The organism is Lysinibacillus sphaericus (genome assembly GCF_001629735.1).
In the GTDB taxonomy this organism is placed as follows: domain Bacteria; phylum Bacillota; class Bacilli; order Bacillales_A; family Planococcaceae; genus Lysinibacillus; species Lysinibacillus pinottii.
Map to the genome: position 1 here is coordinate 3,600,125 of NZ_CP015224.1, position 25,929 is coordinate 3,626,053.

General features: G+C 34.6%; 25 protein-coding genes and 2 tRNA genes. 4 read left to right on the forward strand and 23 right to left on the reverse strand.

The window, feature by feature from the left end:
* Positions 1-76: 76 nt before the first annotated feature.
* From A2J09_RS17705 to A2J09_RS17730, 5 genes are all read right to left on the reverse strand, one after another.
* Entirely contained in the window at positions 77-298 is a 222-nt protein-coding gene (locus A2J09_RS17705; protein WP_012296011.1) for a hypothetical protein, read from the reverse strand.
* 968 nt (positions 299-1,266) lie between these two features.
* Positions 1,267-1,890, reverse strand: a complete 624-nt coding sequence (locus tag A2J09_RS17715; RefSeq protein ID WP_036162429.1) for a response regulator transcription factor — start codon at positions 1,888-1,890, stop codon at positions 1,267-1,269.
* Positions 1,883-4,198, reverse strand: coding sequence for a sensor histidine kinase (locus A2J09_RS17720; protein WP_145912392.1), 2,316 nt, complete (start codon positions 4,196-4,198; stop codon positions 1,883-1,885). Before A2J09_RS17720 ends, A2J09_RS17715 begins: the two co-directional genes overlap by 8 nt.
* Positions 4,137-4,319 (reverse strand): competence pheromone ComX, encoded by a 183-nt coding sequence (gene comX / locus A2J09_RS17725; RefSeq protein WP_012296015.1) that lies wholly within the window; start codon positions 4,317-4,319, stop codon positions 4,137-4,139. The genes A2J09_RS17720 and comX overlap by 62 nt, the downstream gene beginning before the upstream one ends.
* 10 nt (positions 4,320-4,329) lie before the next feature.
* The gene (locus A2J09_RS17730) at positions 4,330-5,229 is read right to left on the reverse strand and encodes a polyprenyl synthetase family protein (RefSeq protein WP_036162433.1); all 900 of its coding nucleotides are present in this window, start codon (positions 5,227-5,229) and stop codon (positions 4,330-4,332) included.
* Positions 5,230-5,610: 381 nt separating this feature from the next.
* On the opposite strand from A2J09_RS17730, the gene A2J09_RS17735 reads away from it, so the two are divergent.
* From A2J09_RS17735 to A2J09_RS17750, 3 genes are all read left to right on the forward strand, one after another.
* Positions 5,611-5,796, forward strand: coding sequence for a hypothetical protein (locus A2J09_RS17735; RefSeq protein ID WP_012296017.1), 186 nt, complete (start codon positions 5,611-5,613; stop codon positions 5,794-5,796).
* 1,287 nt (positions 5,797-7,083) lie between these two features.
* On the forward strand, positions 7,084-7,761 hold the full coding sequence (locus A2J09_RS17745; RefSeq protein WP_012296018.1) for a response regulator transcription factor: 678 nt from the start codon (positions 7,084-7,086) through the stop codon (positions 7,759-7,761).
* Complete coding sequence (locus A2J09_RS17750; protein ID WP_012296019.1) at positions 7,754-8,989, forward strand: sensor histidine kinase; 1,236 nt, start codon at positions 7,754-7,756, stop codon at positions 8,987-8,989. Before A2J09_RS17745 ends, A2J09_RS17750 begins: the two co-directional genes overlap by 8 nt.
* Positions 8,990-9,045: 56 nt before the next feature.
* Here A2J09_RS17750 and A2J09_RS17755 read toward each other — a convergent pair whose 3' ends face one another.
* Genes A2J09_RS17755 through A2J09_RS17770 form a run of 4 tightly spaced genes read right to left on the reverse strand, consistent with a single transcriptional unit; the run spans position 9,046 to position 11,449 of the window.
* Positions 9,046-9,606 (reverse strand): ferric reductase-like transmembrane domain-containing protein, encoded by a 561-nt coding sequence (locus tag A2J09_RS17755; protein ID WP_012296020.1) that lies wholly within the window; start codon positions 9,604-9,606, stop codon positions 9,046-9,048.
* Positions 9,596-10,504 (reverse strand): FAD:protein FMN transferase, encoded by a 909-nt coding sequence (locus A2J09_RS17760; protein WP_036162436.1) that lies wholly within the window; start codon positions 10,502-10,504, stop codon positions 9,596-9,598. The genes A2J09_RS17755 and A2J09_RS17760 overlap by 11 nt, the downstream gene beginning before the upstream one ends.
* Before the next feature lie 14 nt (positions 10,505-10,518).
* Positions 10,519-10,773: a hypothetical protein gene (locus tag A2J09_RS17765; protein ID WP_012296022.1), complete on the reverse strand. Its 255-nt coding sequence runs from the start codon at positions 10,771-10,773 to the stop codon at positions 10,519-10,521.
* A gap of 16 nt (positions 10,774-10,789) precedes the next feature.
* The gene (locus A2J09_RS17770; protein ID WP_051563306.1) at positions 10,790-11,449 is read right to left on the reverse strand and encodes a copper amine oxidase N-terminal domain-containing protein; all 660 of its coding nucleotides are present in this window, start codon (positions 11,447-11,449) and stop codon (positions 10,790-10,792) included.
* Positions 11,450-12,046: 597 nt separating this feature from the next.
* Between A2J09_RS17770 and A2J09_RS24680 the strand changes: the two genes are divergently transcribed.
* Positions 12,047-12,169: an IS3 family transposase gene (locus A2J09_RS24680; protein WP_012296024.1), complete on the forward strand. Its 123-nt coding sequence runs from the start codon at positions 12,047-12,049 to the stop codon at positions 12,167-12,169.
* A gap of 68 nt (positions 12,170-12,237) precedes the next feature.
* On the opposite strand, the gene A2J09_RS17775 is transcribed toward A2J09_RS24680, so the two are convergent.
* The 14 genes from A2J09_RS17775 to A2J09_RS17840 all read right to left on the reverse strand — a co-directional run bounded on the left by A2J09_RS17775 (position 12,238) and on the right by A2J09_RS17840 (position 25,917).
* Positions 12,238-13,002, reverse strand: a complete 765-nt coding sequence (locus A2J09_RS17775) for an SDR family oxidoreductase (RefSeq protein WP_036162438.1) — start codon at positions 13,000-13,002, stop codon at positions 12,238-12,240.
* Between the two features lie 553 nt (positions 13,003-13,555).
* The gene (locus A2J09_RS17780; protein ID WP_012296026.1) at positions 13,556-14,080 is read right to left on the reverse strand and encodes a P-loop nucleotide/nucleoside kinase family protein; all 525 of its coding nucleotides are present in this window, start codon (positions 14,078-14,080) and stop codon (positions 13,556-13,558) included.
* A 418-nt stretch (positions 14,081-14,498) separates the two neighbouring features.
* Entirely contained in the window at positions 14,499-15,596 is a 1,098-nt protein-coding gene (locus A2J09_RS17785) for a DUF4179 domain-containing protein (protein WP_012296028.1), read from the reverse strand.
* Between the two features lie 4 nt (positions 15,597-15,600).
* Positions 15,601-16,146: a sigma-70 family RNA polymerase sigma factor gene (locus A2J09_RS17790; protein WP_012296029.1), complete on the reverse strand. Its 546-nt coding sequence runs from the start codon at positions 16,144-16,146 to the stop codon at positions 15,601-15,603.
* 283 nt (positions 16,147-16,429) lie between these two features.
* Entirely contained in the window at positions 16,430-18,232 is a 1,803-nt protein-coding gene (gene glmS / locus A2J09_RS17795; protein WP_012296030.1) for a glutamine--fructose-6-phosphate transaminase (isomerizing), read from the reverse strand.
* Positions 18,233-19,059: 827 nt separating this feature from the next.
* Entirely contained in the window at positions 19,060-19,575 is a 516-nt protein-coding gene (locus tag A2J09_RS17800) for a type 1 glutamine amidotransferase domain-containing protein (protein WP_031416704.1), read from the reverse strand.
* A gap of 129 nt (positions 19,576-19,704) precedes the next feature.
* Positions 19,705-21,057, reverse strand: coding sequence for a phosphoglucosamine mutase (glmM, locus tag A2J09_RS17805; RefSeq protein ID WP_012296032.1), 1,353 nt, complete (start codon positions 21,055-21,057; stop codon positions 19,705-19,707).
* Positions 21,058-21,274: 217 nt separating this feature from the next.
* Entirely contained in the window at positions 21,275-22,351 is a 1,077-nt protein-coding gene (locus tag A2J09_RS17810) for a CdaR family protein (protein WP_012296034.1), read from the reverse strand.
* The gene (gene cdaA / locus A2J09_RS17815) at positions 22,344-23,180 is read right to left on the reverse strand and encodes a diadenylate cyclase CdaA (RefSeq protein ID WP_012296035.1); all 837 of its coding nucleotides are present in this window, start codon (positions 23,178-23,180) and stop codon (positions 22,344-22,346) included. The genes A2J09_RS17810 and cdaA overlap by 8 nt, the downstream gene beginning before the upstream one ends.
* Before the next feature lie 149 nt (positions 23,181-23,329).
* Positions 23,330-23,956 carry an anti-sigma factor family protein gene (locus tag A2J09_RS17820; RefSeq protein WP_012296036.1) on the reverse strand — a complete coding sequence of 209 codons (627 nt, stop codon included), beginning with the start codon at positions 23,954-23,956 and terminating at the stop codon, positions 23,330-23,332.
* 13 nt (positions 23,957-23,969) lie between these two features.
* Positions 23,970-24,533, reverse strand: coding sequence for an RNA polymerase sigma factor SigW (gene sigW, locus A2J09_RS17825; RefSeq protein WP_004225410.1), 564 nt, complete (start codon positions 24,531-24,533; stop codon positions 23,970-23,972).
* A 133-nt stretch (positions 24,534-24,666) separates the two neighbouring features.
* Positions 24,667-25,572, reverse strand: coding sequence for an arginase (gene rocF / locus A2J09_RS17830; protein WP_012296037.1), 906 nt, complete (start codon positions 25,570-25,572; stop codon positions 24,667-24,669).
* Between the two features lie 185 nt (positions 25,573-25,757).
* Positions 25,758-25,830: transfer RNA gene (locus A2J09_RS17835), tRNA-Lys, on the reverse strand.
* Between the two features lie 12 nt (positions 25,831-25,842).
* Positions 25,843-25,917, reverse strand: a tRNA-Gln gene (locus tag A2J09_RS17840).
* Positions 25,918-25,929 lie beyond the last annotated feature (12 nt).

The window sequence follows — 25,929 nt, forward strand, 5'->3', positions numbered from 1 at the left end:
TAAATCATTTACCTTTATACGAGTTTAATCAAATTTTTATATACTAGTTGAAAGTAACCTACAATAACGTTAATAATTACATAAAATATCCATTTAATGCCTGTGTATACTTTTCACTTAGCATATAGTATTCGCATTTATAAATTTTAATTTCTGAATCAATTCGCTGAATATCTCTATCTATTCTTTCCACTTCTGCACTAGTAATTACTCCAGCATTAAATTGTATTTGTAAATCCTTTTTATCTGCAATTAAAGACGCTCTAGTTTCCTGCAAATTATTCATTTGTAAAAACATTTCTTCTTGTTCAAAGTAAAACTTTTTGATTTTTACTTTGAATGATTATATATTTCTATAATTAAGGAAAAGAACAAACGATTTAAATTGCATGATTACTCATGATTAAAATGCGTAAACACGCAATTGTTTAATATTAAAGGAATATATATATTTTTTAGGGGGACAAATATTTTACTGAACTTTTAGCCTTTGATGGTGGTGCTGGAATAGAAGTTGGATAAGGCACAGGAAGCGTTGATGGGATTGTTGGAGGCTTAATTTACGTAATTTAATCGATAGATAGATAATTAAAAAGAAGGTTAGTGTAACCGTGTTACTCTTTTTATTGTAAGGAGATTTTTATTATATGAATATAATTAAACAATCATTAACTGGCTTACTAATCTTATTAGTCTTTTTTATATTTGCAACCATTATTGCTATTATTGAACAACAACCATTTTTTATTATAATGCATTCTCTAGGAATTATCTCCAGTCTAACTTCGAGTATATTTTTATATAAAAAATATAAAAAGCTTCAGTAGTCTAATAAATATAAATTTTAAAGATCCTACTAGAAATTCAGTATCATATTTTCGCAGGATTTATACCCAAAAAAACTTCTATAGTAGATATGTTTTGATTATGGGCATTTCTGGTGTTTGATTTCTACCGTAATTGATTCACCACGAATTCCTCCCTTAAACTATAAGCCTTTGGGTGACTCCTTTTCTGGAGCAGCAGGGACATTATTTACTCTTTCAGGAAGAGAAGAAGGTAGATTTCACTGGTTATTATTACCTAAATAGAAAGAAGTTTTTATTCAAATAAAATGCAACTAAAGAAAAACTATACTTTAAACTTAAAACTACAGGTAAAACGATTACCATAGGCAAAGACTTCTAATGAGGATTTTTCGTATTTAAGTTCGAAAGGTTATGGTTAAAAAGAGCAGTATAAGCGTTATACTACTCTCCCTAATTTTCAAATCAACCCCATCTCCTTCGCTTTTATTACCGCTTCAGCACGTGTCCCCACATTTAACAGTGCATAGATTTGTGTTAAATTATTTTCAATTGTCCGTTGCTTTACACCCAGTTCAAGCGCAATAGCCTGATTCGTATATCCTTCCATTACGAGCTCGAGTATTCTTTTTTCTCTGTTATTGAAGCGCAAAATTTTTTTGAGAGAGTTCCCTGAATACCGATCATTAACATAATCAATAAAGTTTTCAGGAAGTAACAGATCATTGTTCATGGCTGCGTAAATGGTTTTTAATATCCGATCTTTTGTTGCTGTTTTCGAAATCACATTATTAATTTTCTTTTCAATAATTAAGGAATAGTAATCTTTAATATCATCACCCGTATATAAAATTACAATTGAGGATGGATATTTTTCCTTCACTAATTCAGCAAATGTTAGACCACTGCAAGCACCGAGATTAACATCAATTAAAAAAACATCATACACTTTTTTCTCAATAACATCTGCAAATGACTCTATATCATTTAATGTATCAATTGAAATGTCTGATACGGCGTTAAAAAGCTTTTTACTGCCATCCAAAATCATAGGATGGTCGTCTACTATAAGTAGTTTAATCATAAGTAACTCCTTCCTCTATTTTTATATGGACGCGCATCCCTTCGTCAGGAGCAGACTCAATTTGGATAAAACCGTTATAAGCATAAATACGCTCTATTATTCCTTGGAGTCCCATAGAATTTTTCCGTTCACTTTCGGACAAATCGCAGCCTATACCATTATCCAAATACACCAGCTCAAAGCCATATAGTGTAGAGATAAGTTGTATCTTCACATAGGTAGCTTGTGAATGCTTTATTGCGTTATTTAATAATTCTTGTACTGTTCGATAAATGAGTAAAGGATAATCAGCATTCGCTAACTCTACATCTTCAATTTCAAGAATGATAGCGAAATCCGCACGCTGATCTGTCTCTGCAAATAATTTATTTAATGCTGCCTTTAAACCTTGCTTTTCTAGTAGTGGTGGCTTCAATTTTCCACAATAATAGCGTAATTGGTGATTAAGCTCAACCAGATTTTCGCGATGCTGCTGAATGAGTTGTTGTATTTCTTTTTGTACTTGCTTGTCTTGAAATTTATCTATCTCTCTAATTAGATGGATTTGTTCTTGAAGAATCGTATCATGGAGCTCTTGAGCTAGCTGATATTTTTCGTTTTCGAGCTTTATCCAAACGAATTTCCTTAGCCATGGAGGATATGGCTTACCTGGTTTTTGAGAAGTATTCAATTGGTAGATTAAGTCTTCAACCAATTGCGTATTTTCAATAAAGTTACTTATGTACATAATCAACAGTTCAAGGCATAATAACTCTTCTCTTTTTAAATAAACTTTATCTTTATCCCCAATCGTAAGAATGTATTTTTGATCTAAGGTTTCATGTAAACAACCTATATAAAGGTCCCCTATTTTCTTTATCTCACCTAAGCTTAATTTTTCAATAGTATCAAAATTAAAGACGGGAACAGACGGTAAATCATTCTTAATAACTGTTCCATCAACTGTAGAGTAGATATAAATAGTAATATTACTAACAGCTAATTGTTGTGATAGTTCCTCTGTAAAGCGCTCTAATAATTCTTCAACTGTTGTCACTTTTATAATGCGTTCGATAGTTTTATGGACAACGTGAATATAATCTCCTTTAGGGGAATATAGTAGCTTCCGATTAGCATAATCTATCTTTTCTTTAATATAGAGTGCAACTACCAATAATATAAACACAAATAAAAAGATATACAGTAAATCCATTAAATAAATATGAATAGTAAGATAAATCCCTGTACATATTAAAGCAGCTAACGTTAATGAAAACAAACTATAATTACGGATCTTGGAAATTTGATAATCTAAATCAAACAACCGCTCAGGAAATTGCACCAATAGTAAAGAAATAGGGATAACTAATAAAAACAAAGCGCTAACCGAAGATGATATGATAAATTGTTTAAATAAAAGAATCGGTAGAACGTAGAGTAGCATAAACGGGAGGAATGGTACTATCAAACATAAAAATAATAGCAAAAATTGTTGCTTACGATATCTTATGTAAGACATACCCATTATAAAAATAGCATAAAGTATTAGAATACAAAATATAACTAAAATTAGGATTGTATTGAATGGTCTTATCAAAGGATCAACCATCTCACATAGCGTCAATAAACCAACAATACAAGTAAATCCATATAAGATCATTTTATTCACTATAAAAGTGAAATGAATACTTAAAGATTTAAGATAATTGCATAAAAAATGAATTAATAAAATTAAGCTTAATATTAAACCATTACTTATTATAAATATGCCTAAACTATCTAACCGAGTAGAAGCTCCCACACTGCTATAAGTTAATGAAACTGTCAGTATAAATAAAATAAAGATGCCCAAGGATTGAAAGGTTTTTCTTTTATATGTATATAAATAAATACACAACGTTAAATTGATAAAGAAATAAACTAATGGAATAATGAAAGCATGCAAAAATTGATATGGCAACTCTGAATACTTAATTTGTATAGTCTTTAAATTACCCTGTGAATCTTCTAACAAGATACTATTTGCACTTCTTACCAAATATTCTTTTGTGTCTTTTCCTGTTTCTATTTCTTTATTATCTACCTCTAAAATAATATTCCCTTTTTCTACATCATTAAGGTTTGCCCACTCAGGATAGGTAAAATTCTTTATGACCCAATCATTATGTACTCTTTCGACTTCAATGCCGATCAATGGAAATCTGAAACTGATAGATAACATATATACGATCGCTAATGTATAGCTAATAATCGTAAATAAAAACGCACTATATTTTATTTTCATCCACTGCTCCGCGCCATCCAAGCCCTCTAAAATAGATAGGCTCATTAAATGCTTCCAAAATAGCCTGTTGCTCTCGTGTTGTAACACCTACTAATGACAATTTGTTTTCTTTTAAGGAAACAATTAAACTAGGATTTTCTAATAAATACTGAATTAATTTTCTCAAATTACAACCCTCACTCCATTAATTTCTCTAAATATAGCCTACTTTTTTTGCTAAATGGCATTTTCTTTAATAAATCTAGTGCTTTAAATTTAAATATATTTTTTAAAGCAACAGTATAATGGATAGCTCCGTTATTCATCAAAGCATCTTCAAAAATTTGATTATCTAAGTATGCTGTAGTACCTGAATAATAATCTGTTAAAATTTTCGAATACTCCTCGCTTTGTTCAAATAAAAAAATAATAGGTATGGAAAATTTTTTATTTAGCAAATCATTTTTCTTATTCCATATGTTTAAATCCTCTATATCATTTTTTATTTGTTGAATAACACCTATATAACTTGAATACTCTTCTACACAGGGTTCATATTTACCTAACGCTAGAACTGTGCCTAATTGACTACTTAAGGCAGTCAATGATCCAGATTTTAAAGTAATCATTTCTATATAGCTTTCTTCAACTCTACAATTATTTAATAAATCTAAGTGTTGTCCGTTAATACTTCTTAAGACAAAATCGTTTAAAACACCTATAGCTATTTGTTTATGAGTAAAGGAACTTTCACTTATCAGCTTTATAGCTAAAAAAATCATGGCTAAAGTTGCATTCATAGCAAAAGCAGGTTCATTACACCAGATACACTCTGAATCATTGTCTTGTAAATCATCTATTATATCAAAGCTTAAAATTATTAGTTCAATAGCGGCAGCTATCTTTATAATTTCCAAGTTATCATCTTGGGCAAACTCTTGATAGTGAATCATACAGAGATGGCCAAAAATCATATGTGAATCTTTTTTTTCATCAATATAATTTAAAATGTTAGTTCTGAAAGACTCATGGAAATCTTCCGATACGACTAATTCTTTCATTTCCTTAAGTATATTGTTTTGATACAACAAATCCATCCATCGCCCACTTTTAATTTAAAATATTTACATTTCATTATAAACATCTAACAATAAAATGGAATAGTAAAATTTTGTTTTTTTTTAATATTTTGCTATATTTCTAAAATAGGTAATCAAAATTCAGGTAAAAATTACATAAAGAATGCTAATGAATTTGTGTTAATTTCCCCCTAAAAAGAGCTACTATCTGTAATCAACTGTGTGATTACGCAATTGGTACTTTGCGGAATTACACAGTTGTAAACCACATCAAAAAAGTACTATATATTTAAATATAACTGTTAGTTTTATTCCAATTACTAGAAAGGTTGAGGTAGTTAGGGATGAACGAATTATCTGAAGCAAAGTTAATGGAGATAGATGGCGATGGCTTGAAGATTGAAATCGATTAGTGGAGGGGGCGCTGCATCTTCTGTTCTTAATTTTTCTACAGGTGCAGGTCTTGGCGCGACAGGTGTTGCTTTAGTACAAGGAGCAAAAAAAGGGGCTCAAGTGGGTAGACTTGGTGGACCTTGGGGAATTGCTGCTGGTGGGGTAGTTGGAGTATGGTTAGGTAACGACTAACTAAAATAAACTTAGTTTTGACTTTTTGATTATAATTTAATTACATAGTTCTAAGTAATTGAATTTAAATTTTTATTTGTATCATCCCCTTTTAGTAATCGGTGTTCTAGACATTTGTTTAAAATGGCGAAACACTTTGCTTTTAGGGGATTCCATTTACTTTAGCTAAGATTTGAAAAAATGTTTCAAAGTTGGATAGGCATGCAGAAACATAAATTGAAAATTAGAGGTGGTGAACAATTTTGATTAATAGGAAAGCTATACTTATCCCGTTACTAATCTTATTTATTGCTCTTTTACGCCAAGTAAGTATTCACTGGGGAGAAAAAACAACCATATTTTGGTTTTATTTATTTGGAGTAATTTTTTTGGCCATTATTTTTCTATATCAATTACTTCTAACCAGAAGAAAAAAAGAACGATAATGTTGACAGGAATACAAGCTGTTTAGTTTATTTAAGTCCCTTTTTCGATAAATCTACATATTTCATACATAAGAATCACTTATTTTACATTTGATTGGTTAAACAGTATAGACACTTAGTATAAAAATAGCTCCACTCAGCTTATGTACATATATACTGTTTACTAGTTCGTGTTTAAAATAAAAACAAACTTCTGCATTTTTGTTCAGACTCAGAAATGAGTGCCAATTAACGAAAAAGTATTTAGACGTTAGAACAAAAATAAGTTTTTTTACACGCTTGATCTCTATCTCCTACATATGAAGAAATACCTTATACACAAACGGAAAATTATGCTAATGGTGTTTAAAATCACATGATGCATATTCTATTGAGGCTTTACAATGATGTACAAAAGGAAAAAATTGAAAAATATTATTATTATTTAAAAGTATTAACCACAACCATTAATACCCCTCTATACCTCTCATAAAAACACCTCCTTAATCAGAGAGGTGTTTTCATTTATTTCAAGGTTCAGTCATAATTTTTATGTGATTCATTTTGCTCTTTCCGTTTTATGCCGCTTGCTGTGATATTCGTAGTATACTTTTATCACAACCAACTAAGGGAGTAGATCAATGCCCGAATCAAAACCTATTGGCTGGCACATTGCACAGAAATAAAAGATTTACCCAAAATCATAATTTCAAAAATCGACGATACATCTTGATCGTGCGGCTCTCATATTGATTACCGATGGTCAAACCTCCACTACTTTTAAAAAAGCATCGCATCTTTTTTTCAAAGCTACAATTTTCAGTTTAAATTCATTTTAGGGTTGTATAGTATATTGAATATAATTTACAGGGGGAAAACAACTTTGAAAATATTACTTGCAGAAGATGATGCTCGTTTAAGAAAAAATATCGTATATATTCTTAGAAAGGAATTTCACCACGTAATCGAAGTGGATAACGGACTAGACGCGCTCGACCATACCTTTTCCGAAAGTTTTGATTTGTTAATTTTAGATTGGATGATGCCTCAGCTGAGTGGTCTTGAGGTTTGCAAACAACTTCGAGATACAGGTTTTAGTGGTGGTATTTTGATGCTGACTGCAAAAGATGATACCTCTGATATTATTCAAGGTTTAGATAGTGGAGCAGATGATTACTTAGTAAAACCTTTTAAGATGGAGGAACTTTTAGCAAGAATTCGAGCCGTACTGCGAAGAAAAGAAAAAGTAATCGAACAAGTCATCCAAGTAGAAAATTTACAACTTAATATAGATTCTCGCGTTTTCCTTCGCGATAATACTGAAATTGAATTAACTAAAAATGAGTTTGCACTCTTAGAATTCCTATTCATCAATAAGGGACATGTGCTTACAAGAGAACAAATATGTATTTACATATGGGGCTATGATTTTGACGTTTCAAATAACTCCTTGGATGCACTTGTGAAACTCGTCCGAAAAAAAATTGATACTAGCCATGAAAAATCGCATATTCAAAATGTAAGAGGGATTGGCTATAAACTGAGGGATTACTGTGTTTAATAAAACAAGAAAAAAATTATCATTATTATATGCCACCATTTTCTTTTCGTTTTTTTCTCTCTTCATCATCATTCTTTATTTTTCACTCGTAAATTTGATGGATACTCAACAGTTAGAAGAACTAGAATCCATCTATACAAAACAAAAACATGATTTTTATGAATACAAGGATCATGACAAGGAAAATTTGAGCTATGATCCAAACCGTAATTTTTTCTATTACATTTATACAAACAACCATATATTTGTTCACGGTGATGAGTCCTATAAAGGTCTGAAAACACAATTAGAGGAAGTCTTTACAAAAAGCAAGACAAATGAAAAAACAGTGCTTCATTTCGAATGGCAAAATGAGCATTTCCTTCTTCTGAAAAAACCTATTTACGAACGTAATGAGGTTGTTGGATATATCATTTTAGGGAAATCCATTACTTCACAACAACACTTTTTCAAAAAAACCATTCAGTTACTTATTCTGTTAACTTGTATTTCTACAGTCTTAATCGGACTCCTTAGTTACTATATGGCAGGTAAAGCAATGGTCCCTATTCAATGGTCATATGATAAACAGAAAAAGTTTGTTTCAGATGCCTCTCATGAATTGCGCACACCACTCAGTATTTTTTATAGCTCGCTCGATATATTAGATCTAGAAGAAGCTAAAAATATAAGCCCTTTTGGCAAAGAATTAATTCATGAAATGAAAGAAGAAGCTCAACTAATGAAAGAATTGTTGGAGAAATTGTTATTTTTAGCTCGCCATGATCAGCAACAATGGAATCAGCATATAGGTGTTATACCACTCTCCAAAATGCTAGAAAAAGTTAGTGCAAAATTCCACAAATTAATGCCTCCTGAAATACAATTTGAAACACAAATTGAAGAAAATATAGAGCTACTTGGAGATGCAGCAAAGATACAAGAACTACTCTATATATTATTGGAAAATGCTATTTCGTACTCTAAAAAAGGGAAAATAACACTCACCCTTTTAAAAGAAAGAGATTCTATTGAAATTGCTTTAACCGATCAAGGAATTGGTATACCAGAGCATGAATTATCCTTAATCTTTGAACGATTTTATCGTAGCGATGCTGCACGCCAAAGAAACGGAACTGGTTTAGGTCTGTCAATAGCAAAAGCGATTGTTGAACAGCACAATGGGAAAATTTTTGCTACAAGTAAAGTAGGAACAGGCACAACATTTCATATTGTATTTAAAATTTGAAATAATAGAAGCATCAATCCTTCCCTTTTTCTAGGAAGAGTTGATGCTTTTATCACTTAGATAGACGTATTATTTTTCGGGGAAATGTCCTTTTTCAAACTCTCTTGGCTCACTCTTCGCAAAACCAATATAACTAAAGTGAAACCGGCTGTTAACGCATAAAAAATTAGTACAAATAAATTTTCAGTATCAGTACCAATGATGATGCCATGGCAAAGTGAAAGTAACCACGCAGGTAACACAAGCATATGAATATTCTTCCATATAGATCGACTCATTGTTTTAATCCATAAATCTGAAGTCATTAACACGATCAAAAAACAATAAAAAGCAATTGTGCCAAGACTAGAGGCTACTGACTTATAGTCAGCGGCAAAAGGAATCAAAACTTCCACTACATTATAAGGCTTATAGCTGTCAATCATTAATACAAGCATATGGGCTATTAATGTGAACAACCCCATCCAACCTGCATTTTGATGTATTTGATAAATTAAGTTTTTATGTGATTTTACATATGGTGATTTTCTTAAAAGCCCAAAAATAATGGAGATTGTAAAATAAAAATAGGCTAAAAATCCAAATAGTCTAATCCATTCCCATGTACTAGTTAACAACTTCTCTCCCCCTTGCCATCATCCAATAACCTTCTTGTCCTTCTTTGACAATAAACCGAGCATTTCGTTGACAATTTGTTTCAAACCACTGTTGTTGCTCACTTTCATCTATTAGGAAACAAAGCTTTGCCCATACTTCGGCATCACACAATGAAGATGTTACGACCGTCGCTTGCAACACATCTGTTTTGGCAACCTCACCTGTTCGTCCATTCAATAGATGATTCTTCGTAATATTATTTTGTGTCCAACTTCTAAAAATTCGATTAGAAGTGGCAATCGCTCCCGTGCTAATATTGATATAGCTAATTTCTTTATCAATTATTTTAGGGTCAGCCACACCAATCTTCCATATCTTCTCCCCTGTAGACCATAGTTTCATATCACCACCACCATCTATAATGCCGTAATCAGGGGCAACCTCATTTTCAAGCCAATTAGCCAGCGTTTCTATGGCATACCCTTTAGCAAATCCACCTAAATCAATTTCCTGGTTCGCAAGTTTCATTACCTGCTGATTGCTTAAAAACTGAAATGGCTTTCCTGAGATGGACTTTACATTTGAGGATTGATGCTTAGCCACTTTAAATGGGAACGACTGATTGTAGCCCTGCTGCTCCAGCTGCAACTTCAAATAGGGTGAGAATAATCCATTGGATTGAAGATAATATTGATTTGCTCGTTGTAAACAATCATAAAGTGACGAGCTTAGTTGCAATGTCTCGCCAATCTTTAATTCATTTAATAGTGACAACTCATTATTAGGTAGAAACCTTGACCATTCTTTTGCTACGTACTGCAACCATTTTTCAGCCCGCTCTTTCCAATTTTTATTTTTACCTTTTGGAATAGCTATAAAAAAATCGGTATTCATTAATTGTAGGGAAAGTGTGTCCATCTTCATCATCTCCACTATGTTCTTTTGGTTTTTCGATCACTCTTTTTTGAAATTTGATTGGCAGCTTGAACTTCAAAATTTGTCCAATCTAGTTGGACAAGCTCTTTCTCTTTCTCCGTCATGTCTTTTTCTTGTTGCGCAGTAATTTGAAGATCATTTGAATGGTTTGTTTTTGCTTGTATTGAAGTGTTTATTTGCGTTAATAGTACGGCAGATAACATCACCCCTGATGCGCCTAATATCCATTTCGCTTTTTTCGGATCTTTCATTGTTCACCATTCCTTCCTATTTGATTAAAAGTTGACATAAAAACATTTGATTGTCTTCTTGCCATTCGACCACATAGCCTAAGCCATTTGTAATGACACTGATTGGTACATAGAGTTCCTCATTTAAATAGAATGAAGATGCAGGTAACGGTGTTTTAACATTGTTATCATAGACAACATTAGTACCTGAGCGAAAAACTAGTTCATTCTCTTGATATTGTATATCTAAAATTTTGCTTGTTTTGTAAAAGGTAGCTTTTGCTCCTAAAAGCTGTGCCACTGTTTTCCCTGGTACAAAAAACTCCCCGTCTTTTGGGATAACATAAAAATTTAATTCTTTATTCATACCTACTACTTTCAAATTGACTAATTTTGACATGCTGAAAGGCAAAACCTCTTTCTCCATAACTAATTCTCTTGTCCAAATATTCCAAGTACCTTTTTCGTATACTTCACCATTCGTATTATAGGATTCATCTTCATCATCATATTCGTAACGATCATCATCGTCATCATCATCATGGTCATGGTCATATTCGTAACGATCATCATCGTCGTACTTCTCATGTTTCTTATACTCGTGTTCATGGTCATCATCAGCTCGAACACTTAATCCAAAAGTGAATGTACAAGTTACTAAAAAAGCCAATATCAAACTGATTCTCTTTTTTTTCATAGATACTACCCCCTTCATTTGACTACATTGTAGCTAAGAAAAATGATAGGAATCTGAAATTTAATTTTTTTTACATAAAAAATCAAACTATCTCCAAGTTAGTTTCATCTAACTCTGGATATATCTTTTACTTTTACAATTGCTTTTTTATTTGTGGTTTATTATATAAATTAGATAATTTCTAGAGCTGCTTCTTAAAAGCCATTGCTAAGCAATAGTGATGCATTGAAAAAGACGCGCCCTTTAATGGAATAACCTACATTTAACTTCGTGCCACATTTTAATCATTTGCTTTTGATGACATGCAATTAAAGTACCTCAGAAACCCATATTTTACGGCAAATAAAAGAATCCATATTAATAGAAGGTATGATCATAATAGATTCTTTTCTTGCATATTTCGGTTTCGATTTTATTAAATAAATCGGATCATTTTCTAACTATGCTGTTCAACAATTGAGCCCGATTGCTAGGCATCGATAAATCCACTCTGTTTCTCGTAATCTGGAACTGAATTTCCCTCTGTAAATGGGGCCAATCGTTCAACATACTTCCATAATGAAGGACGATTAACATCTGAACTAAAAATTTGAAAGTATGGAACATTTCATTTCGAATTGGAAAGGTACATTTACTATTTACAATAACCAACGAATGAAAGAAAAATTAAAAGGAATGAGCCCTGTCCAATACAGAGTTCATTCCTCAGTAACTGCTTAAAAATATGTGTCTAACTTTTTCGGGTGTCTTCATTTGAAGTTCCGTATAAATTCGTTATCTTACAGGTTCTATAGATGAGATCCTCCACTTGCATCGAGTAATTGACCAGTTACCCAACGGCTGTCTGAGGAAGCAAGAAAGGCGGCAATATCTGCCACATCCTCGGGTTCTCCCCATCTATTGAAGATTGAAAGACCAGCCGCATATTTTTGCCCATCAAGGTTTTCCAAAGTCTCAGCATTCATCTCCGTATTAATAATTCCAGGTTGGATGGCGTTTACCGTAATATCACGGCTCCCTAGTTGCTTGGCTAGAAGACGCGTAAACGTGTCGATAGCACCTTTGGACATACTGTATGTGAAGACACTTGGCGAAGCTGCACGTGTCACAAAAGAAGAAATATTAATAATACGTCCTCCATCTTTTAAACGTGGCAAAGCTTGCTGAGTAACAAAAAGTGGTGCTTTAACATTAATCTTCATTACCTCCTCAAATGATTCTTCCGTCGTCTCTTCTAAACTCATAATTTGACCTATTCCAGCATTGTTGACAAGAATATCGAATCCGACACCGCCCATATATCCCCGAATAGTATCATCCAAAGTAGTAAATAAATCTTGAATACCATCTAGAGTACTAAGGTCAGCACCAATTGCGCAAGCATTTCCTCCGCTTTGTTCGATCTGGTGAACAACTGCTTCTGCCTCATTACGCCTTTTCCCGTAATGAACGATGACAAAGGCTCCCTCTTGAGCCAGACGCAATGCAATACTGCGGCCAATTCCTCGACTTGATCCTGTAACTAAAGCGATTTTGCCTCTTAACTTACTCATGCTTCCATCTCCTTGTTCAAACAAAGTTATATTACATAGAGAATTATATCAAGGAACATTATTTGAAATGTTGCTCTCCTATTCGGTTTCAAAGGGGTGTTTCATCGCAGTTTTATTTCATTTCTAGAGCGTGACTTTCATATAAAAATGTTATTCAACCATATTGCTACTTAGATGAAGGAAAGTCGCATTCTTTACTAAAGAAATGCATTTTGTGTGCCATAATAAAAACCATAAACAAAAACCCTGATACAGCAATACACTGTACCAAGGTTTGTATTTTATAGTTATCATCACTCATGTATTCTGTTTAAGTGTTCTGTATACAACTTTATTGTAACTCAATACTGTTGGTTTGGAATAAAGTTTGATTAAAAATGCCTCGCAAAACCCTTATTTTACGTTAAATAAGAAGAATCCCTTTTGAAAAAAGATTGACAAAAAGGGATTCTTCTTTAGCTGTTTTAAGTTAGGTTTTATAAAAAAGTTTGAATATTTTCTACCTGTGTTGCTCCACAATCGCGCCCTTTAATTGAATAAAAATATTTACAACTCATTTCTTTATGTAATTTACAACGTCATTAATATAACTATCGATAGGTTCGCCAGTATTTACAACCAAGCACTGATAATCAGCGGGTCTTTTACTATTGACTAATGTATATTTAAAATTCTCTTCGGAAGTTACCTCACTTATTTGACTTATCATTCTTTCTCGATTTTTCAATCTAAAATTAATCTCTTGAAAATCATCAAGGTAGCACTCAATATATTTGTACTTCACATTATATTTTTTAGACATAGCAATTCCTCGATCTACCATTTCTTGATAAAGGCAAGGGCTATCAAATACTACATTTTGTCCTTGTGATAAGTAAAATTCAATTAAAGACCAATCAATATTATATGAAATCTTACCAGTTAATTTTGAATCGATTTGAATTTCTTCTGTTGACTGTAATAAAGCAGATTTTACAATATCGTGGTCTATTATGACTGCTCCTGTACGCTCAGCAATTTGACGAGAAAGTGTAGACTTCCCAGACCCAGGAAAGCCAGACATTTGAACAAAAAACATGTTAATCCCTCACTTCTTCTACTATAAATAAAGTATCTATGGCAATAACGAAAAACTCTTATTAAATAACCAAGTTGTTCTCAAGAACTATCCCTAAATTTTAACATAAATATACAATTCTCTTTAGAGGCAGTTATTCAACTAAATGGCCCTTTAAAAGAAAAAGACGCGTTCCTAAATAAACGCGTACTTTAATGGAATAACTAAAATATGGGCTTATTCCTAAAATCGCTTATAGCTCTGAATACGCTATACAAGGTACTCATTGGTTAGTTTTGTATGGAAATAATGTTGTACGTCTTGTTGGTAATAAAACTATTATGATAAATACAGGAACTGCTCAAGTTAAAGCTTTTAAATCTAACGGAGCACTACTTGGTACTTATTATTTTGAGGTGAAAAGATAGTTTGAAGTTTTTTATTCTTTTGAGTTAATTGGTATTGTTATTTCTAGTTCTGGAATGTATTGAATCTTCGGATCACCGTTTTCATCCAGTTGGTATGATCCCTCAAAGTCATAAAGATGAATATACGGTTTAATTGTAATAGCTTTTGGTAAGGTTTCAAATGGATGAACACGTAAATCCATGATGAAATCGCTATTTCCTTTATTTGTCTCACGGCCACCATTGCCATTAATTAGTTTTAGTTCACGCCCTTGTTCATCATAAACTTCGATACGTATTCCTTCCCGGAAATCTACAGAAGTTGATTTATCAAGCAAGGCTATTCTTGTTGTAATACTAGTTGTTATGGGAGTTAGTATAATTTGTTCAATAGTAAACTGATTATTTTTGTATTTTCTACTTATATTAGGCTGTAGGTTTATATAGTTACCTATATCCCTCACTGGAATATCCATTTTAAAAGGTTCAGAAATCCCAGTTATTGTAGTGGATAATGTCAAATTAAACTTCTTTTGGAAAATGCCTCCATTTTTATTTTCCAAATCTGCAAATTCAAGAACTGCGGAATTATTATCCTTACTTGGTTGCATATAAACACCACTATAATTAGTGTGATTCAGTGGTTCACCATTTAGTGAAAATTCAATATTACTCATTTGATCTGATAAACTTTCTTTTGAATTTTCACCTTCTTTATGATGGCCTTCAATCCCAATTGCAACACGTGTACCATCATACACTACTTCTGTTACATTTAATGTAAAGCCTTCATGCGTAACGCTTGTATTCAATTTTGTTGAGAGCCCCTTTTCATCCGCGGCGTGTAGACCAAGATCCCTTGTAAATTTAAAAACAGATGATAATAAAGGCACTTCTTTCATCGCCGCCGCCATCGTTGGTGAAATTAAACCCGTGACAATAATCAAACTAAAAATCATTGCTACAGATGCTGTAACTCCTAAATATATCTTTACGTGAGATGGCTTTTCTTTACTTATTTTTTTTAATATACGCTTTTCCCATTTCTTTTTCTCGAAGTTTGTAAGGTCTTGTTCTTCATAATGTTCCAAATCCATATTCATATCATTTAAATCTTTATAAATAGACATATTCTCACTCCTCACACTTCATTTTTTGAACTAAAAAACTTTTAAGCTTTTTACGTCCTCTGGAAAGCTTGTTATAAACCCAAGACTCTTTCGCATCAAATTCTTTTGCTATTTCACTTGAAGGGGTTCCTTCTAAATAGTATTTTTCAAAGATTTTCCGTTCACTAGCTGACAATTGCTCAAGGAGTTCCTCAACGCAGTTTTCTTCTAATGGTTGTTTTGCCTTTACCATAGATTCATCAATTTCTGAAACTGAAAATTGCTGATTTTGTATGGTAATTTGTCTTCTTTGATAATCAATTGCTTTATACTTTGCAATCGCTGCAATCCATTGTTTGAATGAATTTTTCTTAGGATCAAAGGAATGAATATTATTCCATATCGATAATAAAACATCATCAAGGCATTCTTCATAATCTTGCTGCTGGTAATTTAAATGACGTTTAATGATCGCTGTAAGTAAACCACCATACTGATTAATAATAAAAGGAATTGATTTTTCATTTTTTTTCTGTATGTGTTGTACAACATTGTTCTCTGTAATTTTCAATTGTTCACCCCGCTCAATGAATATTGGTACCTACTATGTAATACGAAATGAATACGATAAATCTATCACAAAAGAAAAAAGAATAACAGAAATGTTAATCTTTAAAAAATTTCCTTTATATAATTTGAAAACCTACAATTCTTCACAATCTTATCTATACAAAAAACATCCTGCATATCAACACAGGATGTTTAATCAAACTTTAATATAAATTATCGAACTTTGTTTTAAATGATCAAATTTTTTTATAAAACTACAAACACACTTCTAGTATAAAACTCAATTATTCAACTGTCACCGATTTAGCTAAGTTACGTGGTTTATCCACATCACAACGACGGTGGAGTGCTGCATAGTAGCTGATTAACTGTAATGGCACTACCGATACAAGTGGCGTTAGGTATTCGTGAACATGCGGAATGACTAATCGGTCGCCATCCTCATCAATACCAGCCATCGCGATAATACATGGATATGCACCACGCGCAGCAACTTCTTTCACATTACCACGGATGTTTAGCCCAACTGATGCTTGTGTAACAAGTGCAAACACTGGTGTTCCTTCTTCAATTAAAGCAATTGTTCCGTGTTTAAGCTCACCGCCAGCAAAGCCTTCTGCTTGGATATAAGAGATTTCCTTTAGTTTTAAGGCCCCTTCAAGGCTCACGTAGAAGTCCATATTACGACCAATAAAGAATGCATTACGCGCGATTTTTAAGTAGTCTTCTGCGATGTCTTCTAATACATCTTTTGAGTCAATAATTGTTTGGATACCGTTTGCGGCAATCGCAAGCTCTTGTTTTAAATCAAATTCTAAGCCTGTGCCATTTGCTTTTGCTGTTACATAGGCTGCTAGAGCAAGGACTGCTACTTGCGCCACATATGCTTTTGTAGAAGCTACAGCTATTTCTGGACCCGCATGTAATAACAACGTGTGATCAGCTTCACGTGATAGTGTTGAGCCAGGTACATTTGTAATTGTTAATGTTGGGTAGCCAAGCTCTTTAATTTTTACTAGAACCTGACGGCTGTCTGCTGTTTCCCCTGATTGTGTAATAAAGATAAATAAAGGTCTTTTTGAAAGTAATGGCATATTATAGCCGAATTCACTAGAAATATGAACTTCTACTGGGATACCAGCCATTTTTTCAAAATATTGTTTACCAATGAGCCCTGCATGATAGCTTGTGCCCGCCGCAATAATATATAAACGATCTGCAGCTCGCAATGCTTCTAAAATTTCGGTATCAATTGTTAGATCGCCATTATCACCCTCATACGCTTGAATAATTTTGCGTATGACTGTAGGCTGCTCATCCATTTCTTTTAACATATAATGAGGATATGTTCCCTTTTCAATGTCGCTCATATCAAGCTCTGCTGTATATGGTGCACGTTCCACTACAGAACCATCTAGTTTTGTAATTTCAACGCTAGCCTTGTGTACAATTACAACCTCTTTGTCGTGTAGCTCTACATATTGGTCTGTCACTTGCAGCATAGCCATTGCATCCGAAGCAACAACATTGAAGTCTTCACCAATTCCAACTAAAAGTGGAGATTTATTTTTCGCTACAAAGATTGTATCAGCGGCTTCTGCATCTAATAGTGCAAGCGCATATGAACCATGTAGTAAAGATAACGTTTTACGGAAAGCATCTGCTGTGCTTAAACCTTCTTTTACAAACAACTCTACTAATTGCACGATAACCTCTGTATCTGTATCAGATTTCATTGGAATACCTTTTAAGTATGTTTTTTGTAATAGATGATAGTTTTCAATTACCCCATTATGCACAAGCGTAAAACGCCCTGATGCACTTTGATGCGGATGAGCATTTAAACGATTTGGTACTCCATGTGTAGCCCAACGTGTATGACCAATACCAATTTTCGCAGCAACATCTTCATCTACCGCTTCTCGTAAGTCTGCGATACGTCCTTTTTCTTTAAAAACCGTTACGCCTTCTTCATTACGGACTGCAATGCCCGCTGAATCATAACCACGATATTCTAGCTTTTCTAAACCTTTTAATAAAATTTCCTTTGCATCTGATTCACCAATATATCCTACAATTCCACACATAAATTCTCGTCCTCCGATATTGTCAATTTAACGCAATGACAAAGTAGACCTCATCTACCGAATTTTTTGAATGGACAAGCAAACTTTATTTTAAATAAAATAAAGCACTTTCGTACATGCAATGAACTCATTCAGCCATCTGAATGGAGCATTCGATATGTGAAGTTTTCTTCTATTCATCTATTGCTTTACGATACCTTCTCCATTTCCTGTACATTCAATCACTCAAATGCTTTCAAAATGAAAAATGACAATCGGGTATGTCGATCGGGAGGTATCCGCCGAATTTTCGATAAACCTCCACCTCGTCTGCTGAAGATTCTTTTCGTCCAATTTCTTCAGCTCAGGCGCTATAATTGTTTTCCGATTTTACGCTCTCTTTCCTCCTTTTGCGTTCGTTCAAGAACAAGGTCGGACCTCGTCTTCAACTTCTCCATCATACTCAATCATATGCTATCCGTCAAACTTTCGTTATAAAAAATACCTAGTACCCTTGCTTTTTCGTGACAAATATGTAGACATACAATTGCTAGTGCTAGAAAAACCTTGAAAAACACACTACTTAGCATTACTTAGTACGGATTGTTTTGTTAGTGGGGGTGATTTGGTGGAGAATCTGAAGAAAATGCTTAAAGGCAGGCAGGAATCGTATTAGAAATCATTAGTCGTGACGAAATTTATGGATATGAAGTTGTCACGCAACTTACGAGTACGGGCTTTAAGGGTATCGCCAGAATACACATTGATCTTGGTCAAACAACAAATGTGCCCAGCGCATTATACAAAAGAAACAAAAGGCACAAGCAAAAGCTGCTTGTGCCTTTTTGTTATTTACTAGCTAATAAATTTACTATTTCTCTATTAAAGGCAGGTAGGTCATCTGGTGTTCTACTTGTCACGAGTTGCTTTTGGCAGACGAATACTTCCTCATCGTGGAATTTTGCCCCTGCGTTTTCTAAATCTACTTGAATGGATTTATAACCTGTAGCGTCACGACCATTTAGTGTTTTTGCCGTAATTAGCAGCTGCGGTCCATGACAAATGGCAAAGGTTGGTTTCATATCATCCATAAAGGATTTTACAAACGCCACTACACGATCATCGGCGCGTAAGATATCTGGAGAAAAACCACCAGGTATAAACAGTGCATCAAAATCAGTCGCTTTTACATCATCAATGCCTTTATCAATTTTTACTGTTTCCCCATGTTTCCCTTTTACCTCTTTTCCTGCCTCTGTATCAATTGTTACTAGCTGATGTCCAGCCGCTTCTAAGGCTTCTTTAGGACTTGTAAATTCACTATCCTCGAACATATCGGTAATAACTGTAGCAATTTTAGCCATATCCATCAAACACTCCTTGTTATTGTGACTCCTTTTTACTGTTCCCCATCTTTGCTATTTAAAACATCCTTTTTCAAACAAGAAAAACTCGACCTCCTAAAAACGGAAATCGAGTTAAGTTTATATTTACTAGTCTGTTAAGCCCATTTCTGCACGCACAACATCTGCAATACGCTCAACAAAACGCTCACAAGCTGTTTCTGTAGCAGCTTCCACCATTACACGAACAAGCGGCTCAGTACCTGAAGGACGTACTAAAACACGACCATTCCCTGCCATTGCAGCTTCTACCTCTGCAATCACAGCGGCCACTTTCGTATTTTCAGTCACCGCATGCTTGTCTGTTACACGAACATTGACAAGACGCTGAGGATAGATTTTCATCTCGGCAGCAAGCTCTGACAGCTTCTTACCTGTCGCTTTCATAATGTTGACAAGCTGAATACCTGTTAGTAGACCATCGCCCGTTGTATTAAAATCTAAGAAAACAATATGCCCTGATTGCTCGCCACCTAAATTGTAATCATTAGCACGCATTTCCTCTACGACATAACGATCCCCTACTGCAGTTTGTATGCTTTGCATACCGTTATCTTCTACTGCCTTATAGAAGCCCATATTGCTCATAACGGTTGACACAATAGTTTGCTTCTTTAAACGACCAACTGCATTTAAATACTTGCCAATAATAAACATAATTTGATCGCCGTCAACAATTTTACCGTTTTCATCTACAGCAATTAAACGGTCACCGTCTCCATCAAACGCTAGACCCACATCTGCATCCTTTTCTAATACAAATTTAGCTAGTCCCTCTGGGTGAGTTGAACCTACACCATCATTAATATTTAAACCATTTGGAGAAGAACCCATTGTAGAAATGTCAGCCTCTAGGTCCGCAAAAAGATGCGTCGCTAATGATGAGGTAGCACCATGTGCACAGTCTAATGCTACATGGATACCATCAAATTCTTCATCCACTGTTTGTTTTAAGTATTGAATGTACTTTTGTCCGCCTTCGAAATAGTCACTTACAGATCCTAAATCTGCCCCAATTGGACGTGGTAATGTATCCTCTTGAGCATCAAGTAAAACTTCTATTTCCTCTTCTTGTGCATCTGTTAGCTTAAAGCCATCTGGACCGAAGAATTTAATGCCGTTGTCAGCTACTGGGTTATGCGAAGCTGAAATCATGACGCCTGCATCTGCGCTCATAATACGAGTAAGGTATGCAACACCTGGTGTTGAAATAATTCCAAGGCGCATTACCTCTACCCCAATTGATAAAAGACCAGCAACAAGTGCACCTTCCAGCATCTCGCCTGAAATACGTGTGTCACGACCAATTAAAACCTTAGGACGGTCAGTTGCATCTTTCGTTAAAACATAGCCACCTATACGGCCAAGTTTAAATGCAAATTCCGGTGTTAGTTCACTATTGGCGACGCCACGGACGCCATCTGTTCCAAAATATTTACCCATTCTACTTATTCTCTCCTTCAATGCAAGACTGTGTCACATTCATCATAGACACTTGTCCGCTTACTTTTGGAAAAGTCTGCTTTTGTTCATTCATTGGTAATTTTTCGTAATCCACTCAGTTAGTTTGTTTGGTGAATATATTGCGATCTACCCACCAAACCAAACTCCAGTTAAATTTTTGATTTAGAATCAAAATAAAATTATAGTCAGATATTGTTTAAGAATCAATATCTTCCGTTTCTTCAGTTGGCGTATTTTTATCAGTCGTAGTACTATCATCCTTCACATCAGTTTCCTCAGTAGGGGGTGGCGTTTCCTCTGTAGAAGCCGGTGTTTTCTGCTCTTCTTCTTTCTCTACTTTTGTAATATCTGCCTTCACTTTTATTTTCTTATCAGATATTTTTGTCACACCATCTGGTAATTTTACATCAAACTCATAAGTTTTTGATTCAGTAATTTTTGACAAATCTACTACAATTGGAATTTCTGTTAAACCATCAATAATCGATTTTCTGCCATATACTTTAATCATTTTTTGCGTAAATGTTAAAGAATTGATTGTAATATCATCCGAGGCTTGCCCTGTTTCTCTAATAACAACTGGGAGTTCTCGGCTATACTCCCCAATATCTACTTGAACATTAACGGTATCAGGTTCAATTGTTACATCAAGCTTATTTAAATCTCGATCTAATACTTTTACTGCCGCGTCCTGAGAGAATGATTGCTTCAAGCCTGGCTCTCCAGCAACAGTGGCTTTTACATAGCTGATGCTTTCAATAGCACTTTTTGCCCCTGTCACGTAAACAGTCGGTGGATCGGCTACCATATCCTTTAAAATATACCCTTCTTCGATTAGTCGAGTATTCATTTCTGGGTCTACTCGGAACTCCTTCGTGACCTTTTCCTCAATATTTACATGAATAGTTGCAGGGTCTAATGTAACCTTTAACTTATCAGAAATATTTTCGTATTGTAGCTTAACATCATGCTCGCCAATCAATAGATTACTTAAATCAACGAATACTGAGAAATCCTTTGTTGCCCTTGTTTTTATAACAACAGGCATTGGTCCTTTTATCTTCACATCTACTGTTTCAGGTAATCCTGTTACAATCAGATTCTCATTATCATAATAAACATCTACTGGTACATCACGAATAATATCAGTCTGTTCAGTGGTAGTTGTTGTATTGATTGGTGATAGCTCGGTACGAACTGAGAAAAAAAGCAAAAATGCTAAAAATAGCGCGATGATTCTTAGTACCCAAGGACTATCCATCATTTTATCCATTCTTTTTCCCCCTCCAAGTTAACTTAGAGGCTGCATTTGACTCTTGTGCTGATCCGAACCACATTTTTCGTAATAGTGTCTCGAACTCCTCTAGAGAAAGATTACGATGGAGATTGCCATTCAACGTAATACTAATGGCTCCTGTTTCTTCTGAGACAACGATAGTTATCGCATCCGTCACTTCACTTAAGCCAAGTGCAGCACGGTGGCGTGTCCCTAACTCTTTTGAAATAAATGGACTTTCAGATAGAGGTAAATAGCAAGCTGCTGCTGTAACTTTATCTCTTTGCATAATTACCGCCCCATCATGTAATGGCGTATTCGGTATAAAGATATTAATGAGCAATTCTGAAGAAATTTCAGCATTTAGACCTATGCCTGTTTCAATATATTCATTAAGACCTGTTTCTTTTTCAATTGAAATTAACGCACCTATTCGACGTTTAGCCATATAACTTACAGATTTTTTCATAGCCTCTATAAGCCTTGTTTGCTCCTCGTCTTCTTGACTAGATGAACGTTGGAAAAGCTTCCCTCTACCAATTTGTTCTAAGCCTCGTCTGATTTCAGGTTGGAAAATAATAATAATCGCCAAGAAACCAAATTCAATGACCTGCTGTAGCATCCAGCCTAACGTTTGTAACCCTAAAAGGTCTGTTGCAATTCGTGCAATAATAATGACGAAAATTCCCTTAAGTAATTGGACAGCCTTCGTACCTTTAATGAGGGTTAAGACCTTATAAACAACGTACCAAACGAGCAGTACATCGATGAAGTTAATAACAATATTCACAGGCGTTAAATCTGTGAAATGTTCAATAATTTGCACGTGGCATCCCCCACTTTTCATTACGAATCCATACACATTCAAGTATAGCACATTCTTATCAAATGTAACTTTTTTCAAATAAAAAGTCTACTCAGAAGAGTAGACCTTTCAGCCTCTCACGTGCACTATTTTTTAGGACGTATAGAGTGTTATTTAGTTTCTTCTTTTTCATCAAATGTCATGGCTGTTTTTACAGAGTTTTTAATCGTATACCATAACCATTCAAATACTTCGTCAATTTCTTCAATTCTCCCTGAAACTACCGCTGAAGATGCCATGTATTGCCCGTTTATGACTGTGACGTTACCATCAACTTCTCCTTCAACAACCAAATCGCCATTTTTCACCACAATATCGCCCTTTACAACTTCCCCTGCGGGTACGATAACCGTTTGACCATCTACAACTAAATTGGGCTGCTTGGTCACAGAGAAATGCTGGTCATCCATAAAGCTTCCTAGCAAGGTAGCACTCATAAATAAACAAAATACTGCTGCTGCCACAAAAAATGGATGTCGGCGTATCCATTTTTGTATACCTACTCGACTTTTCGGTTTTGGTAAACGAGCCATTACTGCTGCTTCAAAATCCGGAGGCGCTGTAATATGGGAAGCACTCTTCACAAAGGCGATTGTTTCACTCAATTCATGCATCAACTGTTTACAATCATTACATGTATGCAAGTGTTGCTTTAACTCTTGCTCATGCTCACGACTAATGTCACCGTCTAAATAATCATGCATATAATCAATAATATGCTCTGGACAAGTATTCATGACGCTCCCCCTCCTACAGATTGTTTAACTGCTTACGTAATGCCTCACGTCCGCGGTGAATTCTCGTTTTCACCGTTCCAAGTGGCATATCTAAAATCTCGCTAATCTCTTGCAACGATAACTCTTCTATATATTTCAATACTATAACCGAACGGTATTTATCCGGCAAACGTCCAATTTCGTATTGAATGCGATCTTGCAGCTCCATTTGCTCTAACTGCTCCTCTGGTAGCTGGTCATCTGCTGCGATTTGTGAATACATATCAAGCCCTTCTGTACCAGCTACTTCTGCATCTAAATAATAATCCGGTTTCTTTTTCCGAATACGATCTATACAGAGGTTTGTCGCAATGCGATAAAGCCACGTCGAAAACTTTCTTTTCTGATCAAAAGTATGCAAATTCATATATGCCCGAACAAAAGCTTCCTGAGCAATATCTTCAGATTCTTGTTTGTTACCTAACATTCGATAGCATACTTGGTACAGTTTGTGCTGATAGAGACTCACAATATCGGCAAATGCGTTTTGATCGCCTTTAAGCACTTGTTTTATTCTCTTATTTACTAACGCATCCATTGTGTTGACTTCTCCACCTTTACAACTGTCTTATACTATACGACCCATCGATAAGAAAAGTTTCGTTTTATTTCAATTATAGCAAAAGATTTTTATGCAATGTGGCGACAGGCAATTTTTTGAATATTTTTGTTTAAACTAACGTTTCTCCAAATAAAGAGCCCATTAAAGCAACAGCTACATTTGCCGTTGTATTTTTCTCATCTAATATCGGATTCACTTCTACAAACTCCGCAGAGGTTAACATTCCAGACTCTTGTAGCATTTCCATTGCTAAATGACTTTCACGATACGTAATTCCACCTGGCACTGGTGTTCCAACCCCTGGTGTATAAAGAGGGTCAAGTCCATCTAAATCAAGCGATAGGTGCAATCCATCAACATTACGCTCTTTTAAATAGGCAAGTGCATCTTCCATAACACGCGTCATGCCAAGTCGATCAATTTCATGCATTGTGTACACTTTAATTCCTTGTTCACGAATCAAGTCACGCTCACCAGGATCTACAGAACGAGCTCCGATGATAATAACGTTTTCTGGCTTAATTTTCGGCACACTATTACGAATTTGAACTAAACGTTCATGCCCAAGTCCAATACTAACTGCTAAAGGCATTCCATGTATATTGCCAGAAGGTGTAGTTTCAGGTGTATTTAAATCTGCATGTGCATCATACCAAATAACACCTAGATTTTTATAATGTTCTCCTAATCCTGCAAGTGTACCAATAGCAATACTATGGTCTCCACCAAATACAAGTGGGAATTTTTTTTGTTCGACTACTTCATGTACACTATTAGCCAAAGCTGTACTAACTTCGACAACTTCCTCTAAATTTAATAACTTTTCGTCTACTGCTGCATTTGCTTGCTTTTGACTTACACGAATATCCCCTTGATCTTGTACCTCGTGTCCAATACTTGTTAAACGTTCAACAACGCCTGCATAACGAATAGCACTTGGTCCCATATCTACGCCTCGACGTGTTTGTCCGTAATCTGTTGGTACTCCAATAATAGAAATATTAAGTTTATTCATGTTTTTATACCCCCTAAAAGTTATAAGACTATTGTAAAGCCTACTTACCAATTGGCTCAACCCAACAAAAAAACGCATATTTATTCATTATAAATCAACATAAAAAAATCTCCTACTGTTTTCAGCAAGAGATTAGTTATCTGTATTTATTATATCACTTTTGAATATATTTTATTCTATAAAAGTGAGCCATGAAGGACTCGAACCTTCGACCCTCTGATTAAAAGTCAGATGCTCTACCAACTGAGCTAATGGCTCATAAAAGAAAAATGGCTGGGGTACTAGGATTCGAACCTAGGCATGACGGAATCAAAATCCGTTGCCTTACCGCTTGGCTATACCCCAATCATTTATAAA